Origin of the sequence: Enterococcus sp. DIV0236 (assembly GCF_050558525.1) — a bacterium.
GTDB lineage: Bacteria > Bacillota > Bacilli > Lactobacillales > Enterococcaceae > Enterococcus > Enterococcus faecalis.
In genome coordinates this window covers 2,181,455-2,198,987 of record NZ_CP187891.1, presented here as the reverse complement: position 1 = coordinate 2,198,987, position 17,533 = coordinate 2,181,455, and the positions used below count along the sequence as shown (strand labels likewise).

At 38.0% G+C, this 17,533-nt stretch carries 15 protein-coding genes and 1 other annotated feature; of the genes, 11 read left to right on the top strand and 4 right to left on the bottom strand.

Translation table 11 applies throughout. From position 1 onward, the window contains the following. Positions 1-70 precede the first annotated feature (70 nt). The gene (locus IGK27_RS10500) at positions 71-958 is read left to right on the top strand and encodes an alpha/beta hydrolase (protein WP_033626666.1); all 888 of its coding nucleotides are present in this window, start codon (positions 71-73) and stop codon (positions 956-958) included. Positions 959-1,050: 92 nt separating this feature from the next. Here the strand turns inward: IGK27_RS10500 and IGK27_RS10495 are convergent, their stop codons facing one another. Next, positions 1,051-1,773, bottom strand: coding sequence for a MurR/RpiR family transcriptional regulator (locus tag IGK27_RS10495; RefSeq protein WP_002362313.1), 723 nt, complete (start codon positions 1,771-1,773; stop codon positions 1,051-1,053). A 77-nt stretch (positions 1,774-1,850) separates the two neighbouring features. Here IGK27_RS10495 and IGK27_RS10490 point away from each other — a divergent pair, with 77 nt between their 5' ends. Genes IGK27_RS10490 through IGK27_RS10480 form a run of 3 tightly spaced genes read left to right on the top strand, consistent with a single transcriptional unit; the run spans position 1,851 to position 5,438 of the window. Further along, positions 1,851-3,479 (top strand): peptide ABC transporter substrate-binding protein, encoded by a 1,629-nt coding sequence (locus tag IGK27_RS10490; protein ID WP_002362523.1) that lies wholly within the window; start codon positions 1,851-1,853, stop codon positions 3,477-3,479. A 13-nt stretch (positions 3,480-3,492) separates the two neighbouring features. Then, entirely contained in the window at positions 3,493-4,596 is a 1,104-nt protein-coding gene (locus tag IGK27_RS10485; RefSeq protein WP_033626667.1) for a M42 family metallopeptidase, read from the top strand. Further along, positions 4,593-5,438 (top strand): M55 family metallopeptidase, encoded by an 846-nt coding sequence (locus tag IGK27_RS10480; RefSeq protein WP_033626668.1) that lies wholly within the window; start codon positions 4,593-4,595, stop codon positions 5,436-5,438. Before IGK27_RS10485 ends, IGK27_RS10480 begins: the two co-directional genes overlap by 4 nt. A 64-nt stretch (positions 5,439-5,502) precedes the next feature. On the opposite strand, the gene sdaAA is transcribed toward IGK27_RS10480, so the two are convergent. Both sdaAA and sdaAB read right to left on the bottom strand, forming a co-directional pair. Then, entirely contained in the window at positions 5,503-6,375 is an 873-nt protein-coding gene (gene sdaAA / locus IGK27_RS10475) for an L-serine ammonia-lyase, iron-sulfur-dependent, subunit alpha (RefSeq protein ID WP_002362308.1), read from the bottom strand. Between the two features lie 22 nt (positions 6,376-6,397). Next, a complete protein-coding gene (gene sdaAB, locus IGK27_RS10470; RefSeq protein WP_002414070.1) occupies positions 6,398-7,066 on the bottom strand; it encodes an L-serine ammonia-lyase, iron-sulfur-dependent subunit beta in 669 nt (222 codons plus the stop codon). 375 nt (positions 7,067-7,441) lie between these two features. Between sdaAB and lsa(A) the strand changes: the two genes are divergently transcribed. From lsa(A) to rplL, 5 genes are all read left to right on the top strand, one after another. Beyond that, positions 7,442-8,938 carry an ABC-F type ribosomal protection protein Lsa(A) gene (lsa(A), locus tag IGK27_RS10465; RefSeq protein WP_002398829.1) on the top strand — a complete coding sequence of 499 codons (1,497 nt, stop codon included), beginning with the start codon at positions 7,442-7,444 and terminating at the stop codon, positions 8,936-8,938. Positions 8,939-9,060: 122 nt separating this feature from the next. Further along, entirely contained in the window at positions 9,061-9,483 is a 423-nt protein-coding gene (gene rplK, locus IGK27_RS10460; RefSeq protein ID WP_002356424.1) for a 50S ribosomal protein L11, read from the top strand. A gap of 111 nt (positions 9,484-9,594) precedes the next feature. Next, the gene (rplA, locus tag IGK27_RS10455; RefSeq protein ID WP_002356425.1) at positions 9,595-10,284 is read left to right on the top strand and encodes a 50S ribosomal protein L1; all 690 of its coding nucleotides are present in this window, start codon (positions 9,595-9,597) and stop codon (positions 10,282-10,284) included. 62 nt (positions 10,285-10,346) lie between these two features. After that, positions 10,347-10,476 (top strand) — a sequence feature (ribosomal protein L10 leader region). Positions 10,477-10,606: 130 nt separating this feature from the next. Then, on the top strand, positions 10,607-11,107 hold the full coding sequence (gene rplJ, locus IGK27_RS10450; protein WP_002356426.1) for a 50S ribosomal protein L10: 501 nt from the start codon (positions 10,607-10,609) through the stop codon (positions 11,105-11,107). A 62-nt stretch (positions 11,108-11,169) separates the two neighbouring features. Continuing rightward, a complete protein-coding gene (gene rplL / locus IGK27_RS10445) occupies positions 11,170-11,538 on the top strand; it encodes a 50S ribosomal protein L7/L12 (protein WP_002356427.1) in 369 nt (122 codons plus the stop codon). Between the two features lie 354 nt (positions 11,539-11,892). Here the strand turns inward: rplL and IGK27_RS10440 are convergent, their stop codons facing one another. Beyond that, positions 11,893-12,723, bottom strand: coding sequence for an AraC family transcriptional regulator (locus IGK27_RS10440; protein ID WP_002359463.1), 831 nt, complete (start codon positions 12,721-12,723; stop codon positions 11,893-11,895). 148 nt (positions 12,724-12,871) lie between these two features. On the opposite strand from IGK27_RS10440, the gene IGK27_RS10435 reads away from it, so the two are divergent. Continuing rightward, on the top strand, positions 12,872-14,371 hold the full coding sequence (locus IGK27_RS10435; RefSeq protein WP_002359464.1) for an amino acid permease: 1,500 nt from the start codon (positions 12,872-12,874) through the stop codon (positions 14,369-14,371). After that, on the top strand, positions 14,304-17,426 hold the full coding sequence (gene ebgA, locus IGK27_RS10430; protein ID WP_161972039.1) for a beta-galactosidase subunit alpha: 3,123 nt from the start codon (positions 14,304-14,306) through the stop codon (positions 17,424-17,426). Before IGK27_RS10435 ends, ebgA begins: the two co-directional genes overlap by 68 nt. Positions 17,427-17,533 lie beyond the last annotated feature (107 nt).

Here is a 17,533-nt window from a genome sequence, read left to right as displayed (position 1 = left end):
ATTGTAGGGTCTGGAAAAGCAGTCAACTGACTTCTTTTCCAAGCCCTTTTTTATTTCATCGCAGAAAGGAATGAAAAAAATGAAACATGCCCAAAAATATCGTTATTTTTCTTTGCTAATGGGTCTTGTTCTATTATTAAGTGCTTGCCAAATTGGGGCAACCACGAAGAATGACAATCAAGCCGCCACAAAAGAAGCAACTGTTGAGTTAAACCGCACAACAACACCAACGCTTTTTTTTCATGGTTACGCAGGAACTAAAAATTCGTTTGGCTCGTTACTGCATCGCTTGGAGAAACAAGGTGCCACAACTCAAGAATTAGTGCTACTCGTTAAACCTGATGGGACCGTGGTTAAAGAGCGAGGAGCTTTAAGTGGCAAAGCGACGAATCCCAGTGTTCAAGTTCTATTTGAAGATAATAAAAACAATGAATGGAATCAAACAGAATGGATAAAAAACACATTACTCTATTTACAAAAAAATTATCAAGTGAACAAAGCCAATATTGTCGGGCACTCTATGGGTGGTGTTAGTGGTTTACGTTATTTAGGAACCTATGGGCAAGACACATCGTTACCTAAAATTGAAAAATTCGTCAGCATTGGAGCACCTTTCAATGATTTTATTGATACGAGTCAACAGCAAACCATCGAAACGGAACTAGAGAACGGCCCCACAGAAAAAAGTAGCCGCTATTTGGATTATCAAGAGATGATTAATGTTGTTCCAGAAAAACTGCCCATTTTATTAATTGGTGGTCAATTAAGTTCAACAGATTTAAGTGATGGAACGGTACCGTTATCTAGTGCCTTAGCAGTCAACGCCTTGCTAAGACAGCGAGGAACTCAAGTCACTAGCCAGATTATTAAAGGAGAAAATGCACAACATAGTCAATTACATGAAAATCCTGAAGTAGATCAATTGCTAATCGAATTTCTATGGCCGAGTAAAAAATAGCAAAAAGGCACATGTTCCATAAAAAATGGAACATGTGCCTTTTTCTATACTTTGGCTAGCGAAATAGCTTTTTTCAGCTATAATAAATAAAATTATTTATTTTTAGGAGATATTGGAATGTAATCCTCATGATTTAAATAAGCACAAATCAAGGCTTCAAAGGTGATTAATGTTTGGCCAAAAAACATTTGTGGCTGAGCGACACTTGTTGAAAACGGGCTGTAAGAGTCAGTTGAAAAAACGAGATCTGCCAGTCGACCAAGAGTTGAATTTTTGGCGCCAACAAAAGAAATGATAGGATGTTTTTTCTCTTTCGCAAGCAGAGCTGTTTCTTTTAAGTATTTTTCTTCACCAGAATGTGAAAGGATGATAAAAAGAAAATTCTGATTATTTTGACTATTTATCGAATGAGTATAGGCTGTTGTGATGCTGGGGATGCCATGAAAATTGAAAACTTCACTAATGTAAGCCGCCAAATGTCGTGAAAAGTCATGACCTAAAATAACAAATAAATGACTCTTGTGTTTGGCAAGCAGTCGACAAAACTCGTTGGTTGTTTCAAATGAAGGCGCTGTTTCAAAAGGGATTGGCTGAGAAAAATGGGCTTCTTTTAATTTGTAAATAAGTTCATTATAACCTGATAAATTTAATTTTTTGGCTAAACGAATGATGGAACTAGGCGAAGAAAAGCAGTGTTTGGCAACTTCCCGAATACTCAAATCGGCCGCATTCGTACTTTGTTGATCCAAATAATACAAAATCTGACTTTCTGTTTTCGTTAAATGATACGTTTCTTTTAAGTAATCTAAGTTCATGAGCAAACCTCCTTTATCAGATTATAAATAATTTTATGGGAAAAAGGTATCAAAAAATAAAAAAATGAGGTGTTTTTATGAAAAGGGCAACAAAGCAAAGGCTGTCTTTGGCAGCAATCATGGTTCTACTTCTCTCGGGCTGTGGAAGTGTTGGGAAAGAAACCAAAAAGCAAGAACAACAGGTATTACGGGTCGGGATTGATTCGGAATTATCAACGGCAGACGTGTCGTTGGCAATGGATAATACCGCAGCAGATGTAATGAGTCAAGTAGGGGAGGGACTTTTCTCCTTTGACGAAAAAGGAGAAGCGAAACCAGCATTGGCAACTGAAAAAGTACAGCCCTCCAATGATGGTTTAAGCTATACTTTTACGATTCGAAAAGATGCAAAATGGAGTAACGGCGAGCCAATCACAGCCAATGATTTTGAATACTCTTGGAAGCGCACAGTGGACCCAAAAACAGCTTCCCCGCAAGCGTATTACTTTGAAGGGCTAAAAAATTATCGTGCTATTGTTGACGGTGGCAAATCTAAAGAAGAGTTAGGAGTAACAGCCATTGATGACCATACCTTGGAAGTAGAACTAAGCTATCCTATGAGTTATTTTCAACAATTATTGGCGGTACCAGCTTTTTATCCTTTAAATGAAGCATTTGTCGAAAAAACGGGCAAAAACTATGGTACATCAGCTGAGTCAACACTTTACAATGGCGCCTTCACATTAGAAGGTTGGGATGGCACGAATAATACTTGGTCCTATGTGAAGAATAAAAATTATTGGGATCAAGCGAATGTTTCGCTAGATAAGGTGGATGTCCAAGTAGTTAAAGAAGTCAATACTGGGAAAAATCTTTTCGAAGGGAAAGAATTAGATGTTGTAAAAATTTCTGGAGAAATTGTTGCACAAGAACAAGGCAATGCAGCTTTGAAAATTCGTGAAATTCCTGGAACGTATTATATCCAATTAAATACGCAAAAAGATCTTTTGGCAAATAAGAATGCACGTCGAGCAATAGCATTATCATTGAATTCTGAGCGTTTAGCTAAAAATGTTTTAAATGATGGCTCAAAAAAAGCACTTGGCTTCGTGCCAACAGGTTTCACTAATCAAGAAACGCAAAAAGATTTTGCAGAGGAATTAGGAGATTTAAATCCTAGTGAACCAGAAAAAGCGAAAGAATTATGGCAAACGGCTAAAAAAGAATTAGGAATTGAAAAAGCGGAGCTAACGATTTTAAGTTCGGATACAGAAAATGCTAAAAAAATCAGTGAGTATGTTCAAGGAGCTTTAGCAGATAATTTAGAAAATTTAACAGTCAATGTTTCGCCAGTTCCTTTTAATAATCGTTTAGAAAAAAGTCGCAGCGGAGATTTCGACATTGTGGTTGGTGGCTGGACGCCAGTATATGCTGATCCAATCGACTTCTTAAACCTATTGCAATCAAAAAATTCCAATAATTTTGGTAAATGGTCTAATAAGACCTTTGATCAGTTGCTTCAAGAAGCAAACGTAACTTATGCAAATAAATATGAAGAACGTTGGAAAACATTACAAAAAGCGGATCAATTGGTTGCGGAAGAAGCACCCCTAGTTCCTCTTTATCAATTAACAGAAGCACGCTTAGTGGCCGATTCTGTCCAAAATTTAGTCTATGGTCCATTAGGTTCAGGCTATTACAAATCAGTCTCTATCAGTGACAAGTAAAGGTTGGGAAAAAATGAAAAAAAGTCAAGCTGTTCAATTAATTCAGGAACTTTCAAATGCTAATGGTGTTTCAGGCTTTGAAACAGAAGTCGTTAGAATCCTTCAACACGCAACTGCAGATTTTACTATTCAACGGCTAGATGCCATTAAAAATTTATATCTTGAGAAGAAAAATAATCTAAGTGAAGGTCCAGTAGTGCTTTTTGATGCTCATAGTGACGAAGTGGGTTTTATGATTCAAGCAATTAAAGAAAACGGCTTGTTGCGTTTTCTTCCGTTAGGTGGCTGGGTCCCTAATACGATTTCTGCACAAAAAGTTCGGATTCGTAACCGGGAAGGCACCTATCTGCCAGGCGTAGTTACTAGTCGACCCCCTCATTTTATGACACCAGAGGAACGTCAGCGGCCGTTAACCATTGCTGATTTGACGATCGACATTGGTGCTACCTCAAAAGAAGAAGTAATTGAAACGTACAAAATCGATCTTGGTGCACCGGTCATTCCAGATGTGACGTGTTGTTACAACGAACAGACAGATCTTTTTTTAGGAAAAGCTTTTGATTGTCGCATTGGCTGTGCTTGCTTAGTGGACGTCATGGAGGAGTTGAAAGAAGAGACACTTCCATTCAAGTTAGTTGCGACAGTAACTGCACAAGAAGAAGTTGGCGAAAGAGGAGCACTTATTGCCGCAAAACAAGTCAATCCTGATTTAGCTATTGTTTTCGAAGGCTGCCCGGCTGATGATACGGCAGAAACGCCAGAGATGATTCAATCAGCAATGGGAAAAGGACCGATGTTACGTTATTTTGATGTTTCTATGATTACGAATCCGGAATTTCAAGAGTATGCACTAGAGATTGCTAAAATACACAAAATTCCTGTTCAAGTTTCTGTTCGAAGTGGTGGTGGAACCAATGGCATGGCGATTACACAAGTTCAAGGAGCCCCGACGATTGTTGTAGGAATTCCTGTCCGTTACGCTCACACACCCCATTGCTATGTGGACTTTCAAGATTACCGAGCGGCGAAAGAATTAGTCATTCAATTAATCAAAAATTTAGACGCCGACAAAATTCAAGCACTGGTTCAGCCATTGTCAAAGGAGTGGAACAAATGAAGATTTATGTGTCATGCGATATTGAAGGATTAGCAGGTATTGCGACATTTGATATGGAAAAAGAGGACACCGTTTTATTCCGAGAATTATATCACCAACATGTGGCTTGGTTGATTGAAGGGATTCAAAAGAGTGCCAAAAATGAACAAATTACAGAAATTACTATTGCCGATTCGCATAGCCGTGGATTGAATTTAGCTTATGCGCGCTTGGCAGAAATGGATGAACGAATTTCCTTAGTGAGCGGCTTTCCTCGCATGGATTATATGATGAGTGGCTTGGATAGTAGCTATGATGTGGTCTTTTTCTTAGGTTATCATGCCGGTATTGGTAAACAAAAAGGGAATATGGATCATGGGTATAGCGCTAGGGTTGCTTATGATTTAAAAATAAACGACTTAGCGATGAATGAAACGACAATTAATGCAGCTTACGCTAGCGAATTAGGTGTCCCTGTTGGTTTAATTATCGGTGAATCAGGCTTAGAGGAACAACTTTTTCAAGAAAAAATGATGCCCGAAGTTCCCTTTGTTTCCACCAAAGACTCTCTGGGACGTTATGCAATCAAAAATAGACCCATGCAACAAGTTCGGGAAGCTATCGTAGCGACTACAAGTCAGGTGTTAACTTCCTTTGCGTTGTCAGAATTACCCCGATATGCCTTGCAAACACCTGCAACTGTAAAATTGCAATGTGTGACGACAGCACAAGCAGATCGTATTGAAATGTTACCAATGATTAAACGCATTGATGGTAGAACCGTTTCATTTGTAGGTGAAACGATGAAAGATGTCATGAATGGAATTGTCGCTGTGGTTGGTTTAGGCGGAACAAGTGATTAAAGAAGAAGCTTACGGAAAAAACGAATGGACGTTTTTTTCTGTAAGCTTCTTGCTATAGTTATTTCTATTTTTGTTTCTCTAGAATTTCTTTGCTTAAACGTTGTGCAGTTGGTGTCACCGCAAGACCGCCTTCAGCGGTTTCCTTGAAAATTTGTGGCATTTGGCGACCCACTTGGTACATTGCGTGGATGACTTCATCTGGTGGAATGACACTTCGAATCCCCGCTAAAGCCATGTCAGCTGAGATGAAGGCTTGAGAAGAACCTAATGCATTTCGCTTCACGCAAGGGACTTCAACAAGTCCCGCAACAGGATCACAAATGAGGCCCATCATATTTTTTATCGTAATGGCCACAGCTTGAGCAGATTGATCAGGCGTACCGCCAGAAGCCGCAACTAAAGCGGCACTTGCCATTGCACTAGCAGAACCGACTTCAGCTTGACAACCACCTTCGGCACCACTGATTGAGGCATTATTGGCAATCACTAAGCCAAAAGCCCCAGCGGTAAATAGAAAATCCAATTGTTGCTGATGCGTTAACTTTAAGCGATCAATAACTGCCAACAAGACGCCAGAAACTACTCCGGCACTGCCTGCGGTTGGTGTAGCACAAATCAAGCCCATTTTTGCATTAACCTCATTAACAGCAATCGCATTTCGCACGGCTTGTAAAATGGTCTCACCGCTTAAAAAGTTGCCTGAATGTATGTAATCATTTAAGCGGGTTGCATCGCCACCAGTTAGCCCTGTTACTGAGGTAACACCAGCGATTCCTTCAGCGACGGATTGTTTCATAACGGCTAGATTTTTTTCCATTGTTTCAATAATTCGTTCACGAGAATACCCGCCATGAGCCATTTCTGTTGCAATCATTAATTCGCTCACAGAAGGGTAATCTTTCGCTTGAGCTACCAAATCTTCAATTGAATAAAACATCGTATTACTCCTTTACGTTCATTTAGTCAAAATAGTTAACGCTATATATATGAGGGATTTCAGCTAATTGCATGACAATGTCACCGACTTCGGCTTGATCAACTTCAATAATCATAATCGCTTTTTCCCCTTTAGATTCTCGGGTAACGGTCATTGTACTAATATTGATATCGCTAGCTGAAAGGATGTTGGTCACCTTAGCAATCATGCCAGGAACATCTTGATGAACAACGATAAATGTTGGCGTGCCCATACTTAAAGACAATTTGAAGCCATTTAATTCAGAAATTTGAATGTTTCCACCACCAATTGAAATTCCTGTCACAGATAGTTTTCGGTCGCCAGAAGAAACCACAATTTTAACGGAATTAGGGTGGTCTGCTTTTTCACTTTTAGGAATAAAACAAACTTCCATTCCTTGTTCATAAGCAATTTCCAAAGAATTGGCTAGTTGCTCATCATCTGGTTCCATACCTAAAAGGCCGCCAACTAAGGCGATATCTGTTCCGTGACCACGATAAGTTTTAGCAAAAGACTCATATAAATAAATGTCAACGCTATCAGGTTGCTGTCCAAAAATACTGCGAACCACTTTTCCAATTCTTGCCGCTCCAGCTGTATGAGAACTGCTTGGACCAATCATAACAGGTCCGATAATATCAAAAACACTATTAAAGCGTAACTCTTCCATTTCAGCACCTTCTTCATTAGAATATGTTTTCATTGGAAGTCTAACACAAAAAATGGCGGGGAACTAGGCAATCGCTTGTGTTTTAGCGAATAATTTAAATTTTTATCAGAATGAAAGCAAGGGGCCTTCGTTGACAAATCAGTGAAGAGATGCTAAATTCTAGATAATAAAAGACGAAAAGAGGGATTCGTGCGTTGAAAATTTAAGTTAATTTTTTAGAGAAACTGTATAACTTTGCCTGAATATAACGGGTGGAGTGTGCGGATTTTCGGAAATTAGCTTAAAGAATTCAGCCACGGGTCTTTTTGTATACCTTGGATTGATGCCGCTGATTTCCGTAAAGCTGCATCAATTTTGCTTTATGGAGGTATATTTATGTCGAAAATTGAACTAAAACAACTATCTTTTGCCTATGATAATCAAGAAGTATTGCTTTTTGATCAGGCAAATATCACGATGGATACCAATTGGAAATTAGGATTGATTGGCCGCAATGGCCGTGGGAAAACAACCTTATTAAGATTGTTACAAAAGCAGTTGGATTACCAAGGAGAGATTCTTCATCAAGTCGATTTCGTCTATTTTCCACAAACAGTTGCAGAAGAACAACAGCTCACTTATTATGTCTTACAAGAGGTGACTTCTTTTGAACAGTGGGAATTAGAACGAGAATTAACGCTTTTAAACGTTGATCCTGAAGTTTTATGGCGGCCCTTTTCTTCTTTATCAGGCGGCGAAAAGACGAAAGTTTTATTAGGTCTTCTTTTTATTGAAGAAAATGCCTTTCCTTTAATTGACGAGCCAACAAATCACTTAGATCTAGCTGGCAGACAACAAGTGGCTGAATATTTGAAGAAAAAGAAACACGGGTTTATTTTAGTCAGCCACGATCGGGCATTTGTTGATGAAGTGGTTGATCATATTTTGGCGATTGAAAAAAGTCAATTGACGCTGTATCAAGGGAATTTTTCTATTTATGAAGAGCAAAAAAAATTAAGAGATGCTTTTGAACTAGCAGAAAATGAAAAAATCAAAAAAGAAGTCAATCGCTTGAAAGAAACCGCTCGTAAAAAAGCGGAATGGTCGATGAACCGTGAAGGTGATAAGTACGGCAACGCTAAGGAAAAAGGGAGCGGGGCGATTTTTGATACAGGAGCCATTGGTGCCCGGGCAGCGCGCGTAATGAAGCGCTCGAAACATATTCAACAACGCGCCGAAACACAATTAGCAGAAAAAGAAAAACTATTAAAAGATCTTGAGTATATTGATCCTTTGTCAATGGATTATCAGCCAACGCATCACAAAACATTATTGACGGTGGAAGAGCTTCGTCTAGGCTACGAGAAAAATTGGCTATTTGCGCCACTTTCTTTTTCAATAAACGCGGGAGAAATTGTTGGAATAACAGGGAAAAATGGCTCAGGAAAATCGAGCTTAATTCAGTATTTATTGGATAATTTTTCTGGGGATTCAGAAGGCGAAGCCACTTTGGCTCACCAATTAACCATTTCTTATGTGCGCCAAGATTATGAAGACAATCAAGGAACTTTATCCGAATTTGCAGAGAAAAATCAGTTAGATTACACCCAATTTTTAAATAACTTACGAAAACTTGGGATGGAGCGTGCCGTTTTCACTAATCGAATTGAACAAATGAGTATGGGGCAACGGAAAAAAGTCGAAGTAGCCAAATCATTGTCTCAATCAGCAGAGCTTTATATTTGGGATGAACCCCTTAATTACTTGGATGTGTTTAATCATCAACAATTAGAAGCGCTAATCTTATCTGTGAAGCCTGCAATGCTAGTGATTGAGCATGATGCGCATTTCATGAAGAAAATAACGGATAAAAAAATTGTCTTGAAATCATAAAAACATCTTGAAAAAGTAAAGGGAATCCTGTATAGTAATAGGGTATGTTTTAAATGTACGTTGAGTGGGAGGGGAAATCTCAACCCCATTAACCACGCACGAGAACTTAAGGAGGTATTTTCGTGGCTAAAAAAGTAGAAAAAATCGTTAAATTACAAATTCCTGCGGGGAAAGCAACACCAGCTCCACCAGTAGGTCCAGCGTTAGGTCAAGCAGGTATCAACATCATGGGATTCACTAAAGAATTCAATGCTCGTACAGCTGACCAAGCAGGCTTAATTATTCCAGTAGTAATCTCTGTATATGAAGATCGTTCATTTACATTCATTACTAAAACACCACCTGCTGCAGTCTTATTGAAAAAAGCTGCAAAAATCGAAAAAGGTTCAGGTGAACCAAACAAAACTAAAGTTGCAACAGTTTCAAGCGATCAAGTGAAAGAAATCGCTGAACTTAAAATGGCAGACCTAAACGCCGCTGACGTTGAAGCAGCAATGCGCATGGTTGCAGGAACTGCACGAAGCATGGGTATCATCGTAGAATAATTTTTATTCCACACTTACTCAAAGAAGTAGCTTCTCAGTTCGTTTCATATTTAAAGATATGAAAGACGTGGGAGGTACAACCGTTATAACCACAATCAAGGAGGAAACAAAATGGCTAAAAAGAGCAAAAAAATGCAAGAAGCATTGAAAAAAGTTGATGCTACAAAAGCTTACTCAGTTGAAGAAGCAGTAGCTTTAGCAAAAGATACAAACATCGCGAAATTTGACGCAACAGTTGAAGTTGCTTACAAATTGAACGTTGACCCTAAAAAAGCAGACCAACAAATCCGTGGAGCAGTTGTGCTTCCAAACGGAACTGGTAAAACACAAACTGTTTTAGTATTCGCTAAAGGCGAAAAAGCTAAAGAAGCTGAAGCTGCTGGTGCAGATTTCGTAGGCGACGACGACATGGTTGCAAAAATCCAAGGTGGATGGTTCGACTTTGACGTAGTTGTTGCGACTCCTGACATGATGGCTACAGTTGGTAAATTAGGCCGTGTCTTAGGACCAAAAGGTTTAATGCCAAACCCTAAAACTGGTACTGTAACAATGGACGTTACAAAAGCTGTTGAAGAAGTTAAAGCTGGTAAAGTAACTTACCGCGTTGACAAAGCTGGTAACATCCACGTACCAATCGGTAAAGTTTCATTTGATAACGAAAAATTGGTTGAAAACTTCAACACAATTAACGACGTATTATTGAAAGCTAAACCATCAACTGCTAAAGGTCAATACATCAAAAACATTTCAGTAACAACAACATTTGGACCTGGAATCCACGTTGACCAAGCTTCTTTCTAATTTGAAAGAAAATAATTAAAAAATTCTTGACTCACTCACTTACCCTATGGTAAAGTGAGTGAGGTTAATAATTAACTGTACCGAAGACAGTAGGTGACGCAAGTCTTAATTTCCTACCGAGGACAATTGTTGAGTTATATACAATTCGGTCCCTCTATGTCTACGGTGGCATGGAGTTTTGTTGTTTTACACGACTTTTTGAAAAAAAGCCGATGTAAAACAATACTTGGCGAACGAAGTGAGCGAAGTTTCATTTGATTCTTCTACTTTACATAACGTAAACCAAGTCCAACTCCACCATCAAAATCAGGAGGTGAAATAAATGAGTGAAGCAGCAATCGCTAAAAAAGAAACCCTAGTTCAAGCAGCCGCTGAGAAATTTGAATCAGCAGCATCAGTTGTAATCGTGGACTACCGTGGTTTAACAGTTGAAGAAGTCACTAACTTACGTAAACAATTACGTGATGCAGGCGTAGAAATGAAAGTCATCAAAAACTCAATCCTTTCTCGTGCAGCTAAAAAAGTTGGTTTAGACGGCTTAGACGAAGTCTTTACAGGCCCAACTGCTGTCGCATTCAGCAACGACGATGTAGTAGCGCCAGCTAAAATCATCGACGAATTTGCTAAAGATGCAAAAGCATTAGAAATCAAAGGTGGCGTCATCGAAGGAAAAGTTTCTTCAGTGGAACAAATTACTGCGTTGGCAAAACTACCAAACCGCGAAGGTTTACTATCTATGCTATTATCTGTATTACAAGCGCCAGTCCGCAACGTGGCTTACGCTGTCAAAGCAGTGGCAGAGAAAAACGAAGAAGTTGCTTAATTGCAGTCTAATTCAAACAAATAAAAAACAAACAATTTTAATTTAAATGGAGGAAATTCAAAATGGCATTAAACATTGAAAACATCGTTGCTGAGTTAGAAACAGCAACTATCTTAGAACTAAGCGAATTAGTTAAAGCTATCGAAGAAAAATTTGACGTATCAGCAGCAGCTCCTGTAGCAGTAGCTGGACCAGCAGCAGGTGGAGCAGCAGAAGAACAAACTGAATTCACTGTTGAATTAACAGCAGCTGGCGATCAAAAAGTTAAAGTTATCAAAGCAGTTCGTGAAGCAACTGGCTTAGGCTTGAAAGAAGCTAAAGCTGTAGTTGATGGCGCTCCTGCACCAGTTAAAGAAGCTGTTTCTAAAGAAGAAGCAGAAGCTTTAAAAGCTGCTTTAGAAGAAGTTGGCGCTTCAGTAACAGTAAAATAATTCATTCAACTTTTGAATGTTCGAGAACCCTTGTGTTGCAAGGGTTCTTTTTTTATAGCAAACGGTAGTTGTCTTTTGCTAAAACAACTACCGCTAGTAAAATATCTATAAAATTTAATTGTCTACTTTGACAAATTAACAACAATACAATCATCTACCACTTTCTCTCCAATATTGTTTATTTGCTAAAACTTGTAAATTATTTATTGATTTTGATTAGTCTATATATCACACTCCCACCTATAATAAAACCCTAATTAATTATAAAATAGATAAATTATAAGAACTACCTAAATTTGAAAATTATTAAATAAATTGTTTTTTTCTTTAACTACAGATAAGCAACAATTTATTTTAAGTCAAAAACTGTTGACGATATTGTCGAGGTGTCATCTCTTTTTTCTGGAAGAAAAATTTTGAAAAATAAGAAGGTGAAGAAAAACCTGCTTCAAAACTGATTTCCGTGATGGTTAAGGAACTTTTTCTTAACAGAGAACAGGCTTTTTGCAATTTTAAGTTTTGTACATAAATACTAGGATTTGTTTGTTCATAACGCTGAAATAGCTTAAATAAATAGCTACGATCAATGTTATACTCAGAAGCTAATTGACTAATTGAAAGATTGTTTGAAAAATTTTCGTGAATAGCCATTTTAATTTGGTTAAATAATTGTTGGCTTTGATTTTCGTGCTGTGTAACGGAATGATGCTCTAGATAATTCAACAATTGAAAGCTTTCACTTAAACTGCCAAAATGATTATGTTTCTTCGCTTCTTGGTAAATATTTTTAAATAAACTTTCTAATTTCTTATCAACAGTTCCTTTTAAAATACAATTTTCGGTAGTCAGGCCTATTTTTTCTAAATACTGAGACGAAAGATCTCCAACAAAACCAACCCAATGATAGGTCCAAGGATTTTGCCGATTAGGATAATAAATATTGCGACAATTGGCTGGAATCATAAACAAATCGCCAGCGGTAATGTGTTGTTTTTCCATAAAGGGTGTTGAAAGATAGCCTTCACCATCGCTACAATAATGCAAAACCCAATAATTAATGGGGGCAAACTCAGTTGGTTTTGTCGGACGGCATTTTTCATAGCCAGCTTCATAAAGATGAAATTCTTGGCTAATAGGTTGATCATTAATCAGGATGCTGACATTATTTGTAAAAACATTTTGCATGCTATCACCTCTTTATAAGAGTATGTAAAGGCTTTCTAAAAGTCAACATCTTTACAAGAAATAGGCAACATTTTTTATTTTTAAAAAACTGTAAGCGTTTTACAATGTGTGAGTACTAATTAATTTGATAAAGAGAGGATGTAGTAAAATGGCAACACATTCACGGGAACGATTAGGTTCTGTCGCATTGATGCTCATGACTTTTTCAGCGGTTTTTGCCTTTCCCAGCATTGTTAACAACAGTATTCAGATTGGCCTAGCAACTATTCCAGGCTATTTATTCGGCTCTATTTTTTACTTTTTACCATTTATTCTAATGATTGCAGAATTTGCTTCTGCTAATTCTGAAAATGAATCAGGTGTTCACAGTTGGTTGGAATCTGTGCTAGGACCTAAATGGGCATTTTTAGGCGCTTGGTCGTATTTCTTTGTCAACTTGTTTTTCTTCTGTTCATTGCTACCGAATACATTGATTTATGGTTCATACGCTTTTTTAGGTCAAAACGTTTTTCAAGGAAACCATAGTACTAAAATAATTGCAGTGATTTCTATCCTGTTATTTTGGTTAATGACATGGGTTTGTATTAAAGGTGTTTCGTGGATTTCGAAAGTGACTAGCTTAGCGGGTGGTGCTCGTTTATTTATGGGCGTAGCTTTTGTGGTTTTAGCCTTTGTCGTCGTGTTTGGTTTTGGCAATGAGCCAGCACAAGAGTTTACCACGACGTCAATTATGCCAACTTTTAATTGGACTTTTTTCATGACGATGGCGTGGATTTTACAAGCTGTTGGCGGTGGTGAAAGTATCGGTGTATATATTAAGGATGTTAAAGGCGGCAATAAAACGTTTGTCCGCACGATGATTGGTGCAACGATTGCGGTCGGTATCATGTATATTCTTGGTGCCGTTGCTGTAGGTTTGGTAGTGCCAACGGATGTCTTAAAAGGAAACTTTTCAAATGGTATTTTCGATATCTTTAAAATTTTAGGTACGTATTTCCATATTCCCGCAGCAATGATGGTGCGCTTAGTAGGAATTATCTTATTTGTCGGAAGTCTTGGTTCTTTGGCTCTGTGGACGGCAGCACCAGTTAAAGTATTTTTCTCAGAAATTCCTGATGGGGTCTTCGGTAAGTGGCTAGTGAAAACGAACGAAGAGGGAAATCCAACCAATGCTTTGTTAGTTCAAGGAATTATTGTGACGATTTTAGTTGCCATTCCAGCATTAGGAATTGGAAATATGGATAGCTTTTTAGAAACGTTAATTAATATGACAGCTTCTACGTCATTAGTGCCTGTCTTGTTCTTGTTAATCGCCTATATTGGGCTTCGTTGGAAAAAAGAAACAATGCCGAGAAGTTTCCGCTTTGGTAATCGAACCTTTGGCTTAATTGCGGGAATTTTCTTATTAGCCATTTTTATCTTTGTATTCTTTATGTCAACTGTGCCGGATCCAAAATTAATCATGGAAGAAATCAATGGCACGTTACCGAAAGGAACCGCTAGTCCACTGGGCATGTTGGCGTATAACATCATTGGGTTAATTGTCTTTATGGGCTTTGCTTGGATTTGTTGGAAACGATATGAAACAAAAGAAAAAAATGAAGTTGGTAAAGGAGAAATGGATTATGAAGACTTGGGAAAATTATAAAGTAGATAGTATTAATCGGTTGCCTGGACGAGCACATTTTTCGAGCTTTCCTTCGAAAGAAACAGCGTTATTAAATGAAAATAAATATACACAAGCATACAAAAATTTAAACGGACGCTGGCATTTTCTCTTTTTAGAAGCGCCAGAATACAGCCCAGAAAACTTTTTTGCGACGGACTTTGATACAAGCCAAATGGATCAAATCACTGTTCCTGGAAATTGGCAAGTCCAAGGATATGGCAAAATGCATTACTCTGATTTATGGTACAATTTTCCCATTAATCCGCCGTATGTACCAACGGAAAACCCAACAGGTATTTACAAACGGACATTTGCTATAGATGAAACATTTCACGATAAAAAAATCATTTTACGTTTTTGTGGCGTAGATTCAGCTTATCATGTTTGGGTGAACGGCCATGAAGTTGGCTACAGTAAAGGTGCACGAAATGAAGCAGAATTTGACATTACGCCTTACGCTAAAATTGGTGAAACAAATGATTTAACAGTGCGAGTCTATCAATGGTCAGATGGTACGTATTTAGAGGATCAAGATATGTGGTGGTTAAGTGGTATTTTTCGTGATGTTGAATTACTCGGTGTACCAGAAAATGGGCTGGAAGATTTCTTTATTATTTCCGATTTAGATGATTCGTATCAAAATGGCCACTTGGCAATTACGGGTAAATTTTGGCAAGACAAAGGACAACAAGTTCAATTGGAGTTGATGGATCAGCAGGGAAAAACGGTTCTTAAAGAGACTGTCGCAGGAAATCAAGGTAAGGTTGAATTTTCAGCAAGTTTACCGTCTGTCACTGCTTGGTCAGCTGAAAAACCATACTTGTATCAACTATTTATCACTGTTTTTTCTGAAGGGGAAGTCGTCGAAGTTATTCCGCAAAAAGTTGGTTTTAGAAATATTCATGTATCTGGTGAGACTTTCTTAGTCAATGGTGTGGCCATTAAACTAAAAGGAATGAATCGTCATGATTATAATCCGAAAAATGGTCGAGTGGTTAGTCGTGAAGAAATTGAAAAAGATATTCGTTTAATGAAACAATTTAATATTAATGCCATTCGAACCAGTCATTATCCAGCATCTGCTTATTTCTATGATTTATGCGATGAATATGGAATGTATGTGATTGATGAAACTGATTTGGAATGTCACGGCTTTGAATTAACCGGAGAATATGATTGGATTAGCAACGATCCAGAATGGGAAACGGCTTATGTTTCTCGGATGGTACGGATGATTCAACGGGATAAAAACCATCCATCAATTCTCTTTTGGTCGTTAGGAAATGAATCTGCGTTTGGTCATAACTTTATTGAAATGGCCCGTATTGCCAAAGAAATGGATCCAACACGTTTGGTTCATTATGAAGGTGATTTTGAGGCAGAGGTCACGGATGTCTATTCTACAATGTATACGTGGTTGGAACACCCAACTAGAGAATTACTGATGAATACGATTATTGAAAATTCAAAAAAACCGCATATTTTATGTGAATATTGTCATGCGATGGGGAATGGCCCTGGGAATTTAAAAGAATACCAAGAGCTATTTTATGCTCATGATAAATTACAAGGTGGCTTTATTTGGGAATGGTTTGACCATGGCATTGAATCTGTAACAGATAACGGTGAAGTTTATTATCGTTATGGCGGCGATTTCGGCGATGATCCAAGTAACAAAGATTTTTGTATTGACGGGATGTTGATGCCTGACCGTACGCCATCTCCTAGCTTGTATGAATACAAAAAAGTCATTGAACCCATTACAACTAGCGTTATTGACGTTCTGTCAGGTGAATTCTCATTATTGAGTCGGTTTGACTTTGAAAACTTGGCTATCTTTAAGCTGGTTTATACAATTACTGAAGATCAAACAGTAATTCAATCAGGGACAGTAGCAGTGCCAGCAATTGCTGCTAGAGAAGAAGGAAGACTGCACTTACCTTATCATTTAGATTTTCCTAAAAAGGCAGGAGCCGCCTATTATTTAACTCTTTCATATCAATTGAAAGAAACGACCGCCTATGCATCTGCTGGTCATGAATTAGCTACCGCACAGTTTGAATTGCCAATTGCAACGCCAGGGATCGAGATCACACCAGTTGGCACGATGATGGCAAAGGAAATTGGCCCTCATTTATACATTGAAGGACCAAACTTTTCAATTAATTTTGATAAAGTGAAGGGCGCCTTAACGAATGTGACACGAGATGGTAAAAAATTATTGCATAAAGGGCCGAAATTTACATTTTGGCGGGCACCAATCAGTAATGATATGGAAATTATTGATGAAATGAAGAAGAAATATTTCTTACATTTAGAGCATGAAATTGTCCGTTCTTTTGAGTGGAAAAAAGTTGATGATTTTATCCAAGTCATCGTAAAAACAATTAACGGAACGACTAACAGTGCTTGGCATTATCAATGTACCTATCAGTATTTAATTGCACCAAATGGCGAAATTTTCTTCGACTTAAAAGGTAGTCCTGCTGGTAAAATTGAAAATGCGCCAGATATGTTACCACGTTTGGGTGTGACTCTCCATTTAGACAAGTCTCTATCAGAAGTAAAATATTTCGGTAAAGGGCCGAGAGAAAACTATGTAGATTCACAAGAAGCTGGTTTACTTGGCGTTTATGATGCTACAGTGACGGAAATGTTCACTAATTATGTTGTTCCACAAGCCAATGGTAACCACATGGCGACTAAATGGTCCGCATTCACGGATGATCGCGGCCAAGGGGTAGTAGCAACAGCGGCTGATTCATATAATTTTAGTGTTTCTTATTTTGAAGAACAAGCGCTAGATGTTGCTAAGCATACCAATGAATTACAAGAAAGTGAGTATGTTGTTTTAAATATCGATTACAAACAAAACGCCCTAGGTAGCTACTCTTGTGGCCAGTGGCAATTAGAAAAATACCGGACTACGTTTGAAGAATTCCAATTGGCATTCCGCTTAACACCTTTTAATAATAAAGAGATTCAAGCAGCGGATGTCGCACATGAACGAGTAAAACGACCAACAATTTCTTAAATAAAAGCTCAGAACAGTGCACTTCGGTCTCCTGTTCTGAGTTTTTTTAATGAAATTATCAGAAATTATTGCTTTTTTTTCATGGAAACAAGCAAACTATTTTGTTA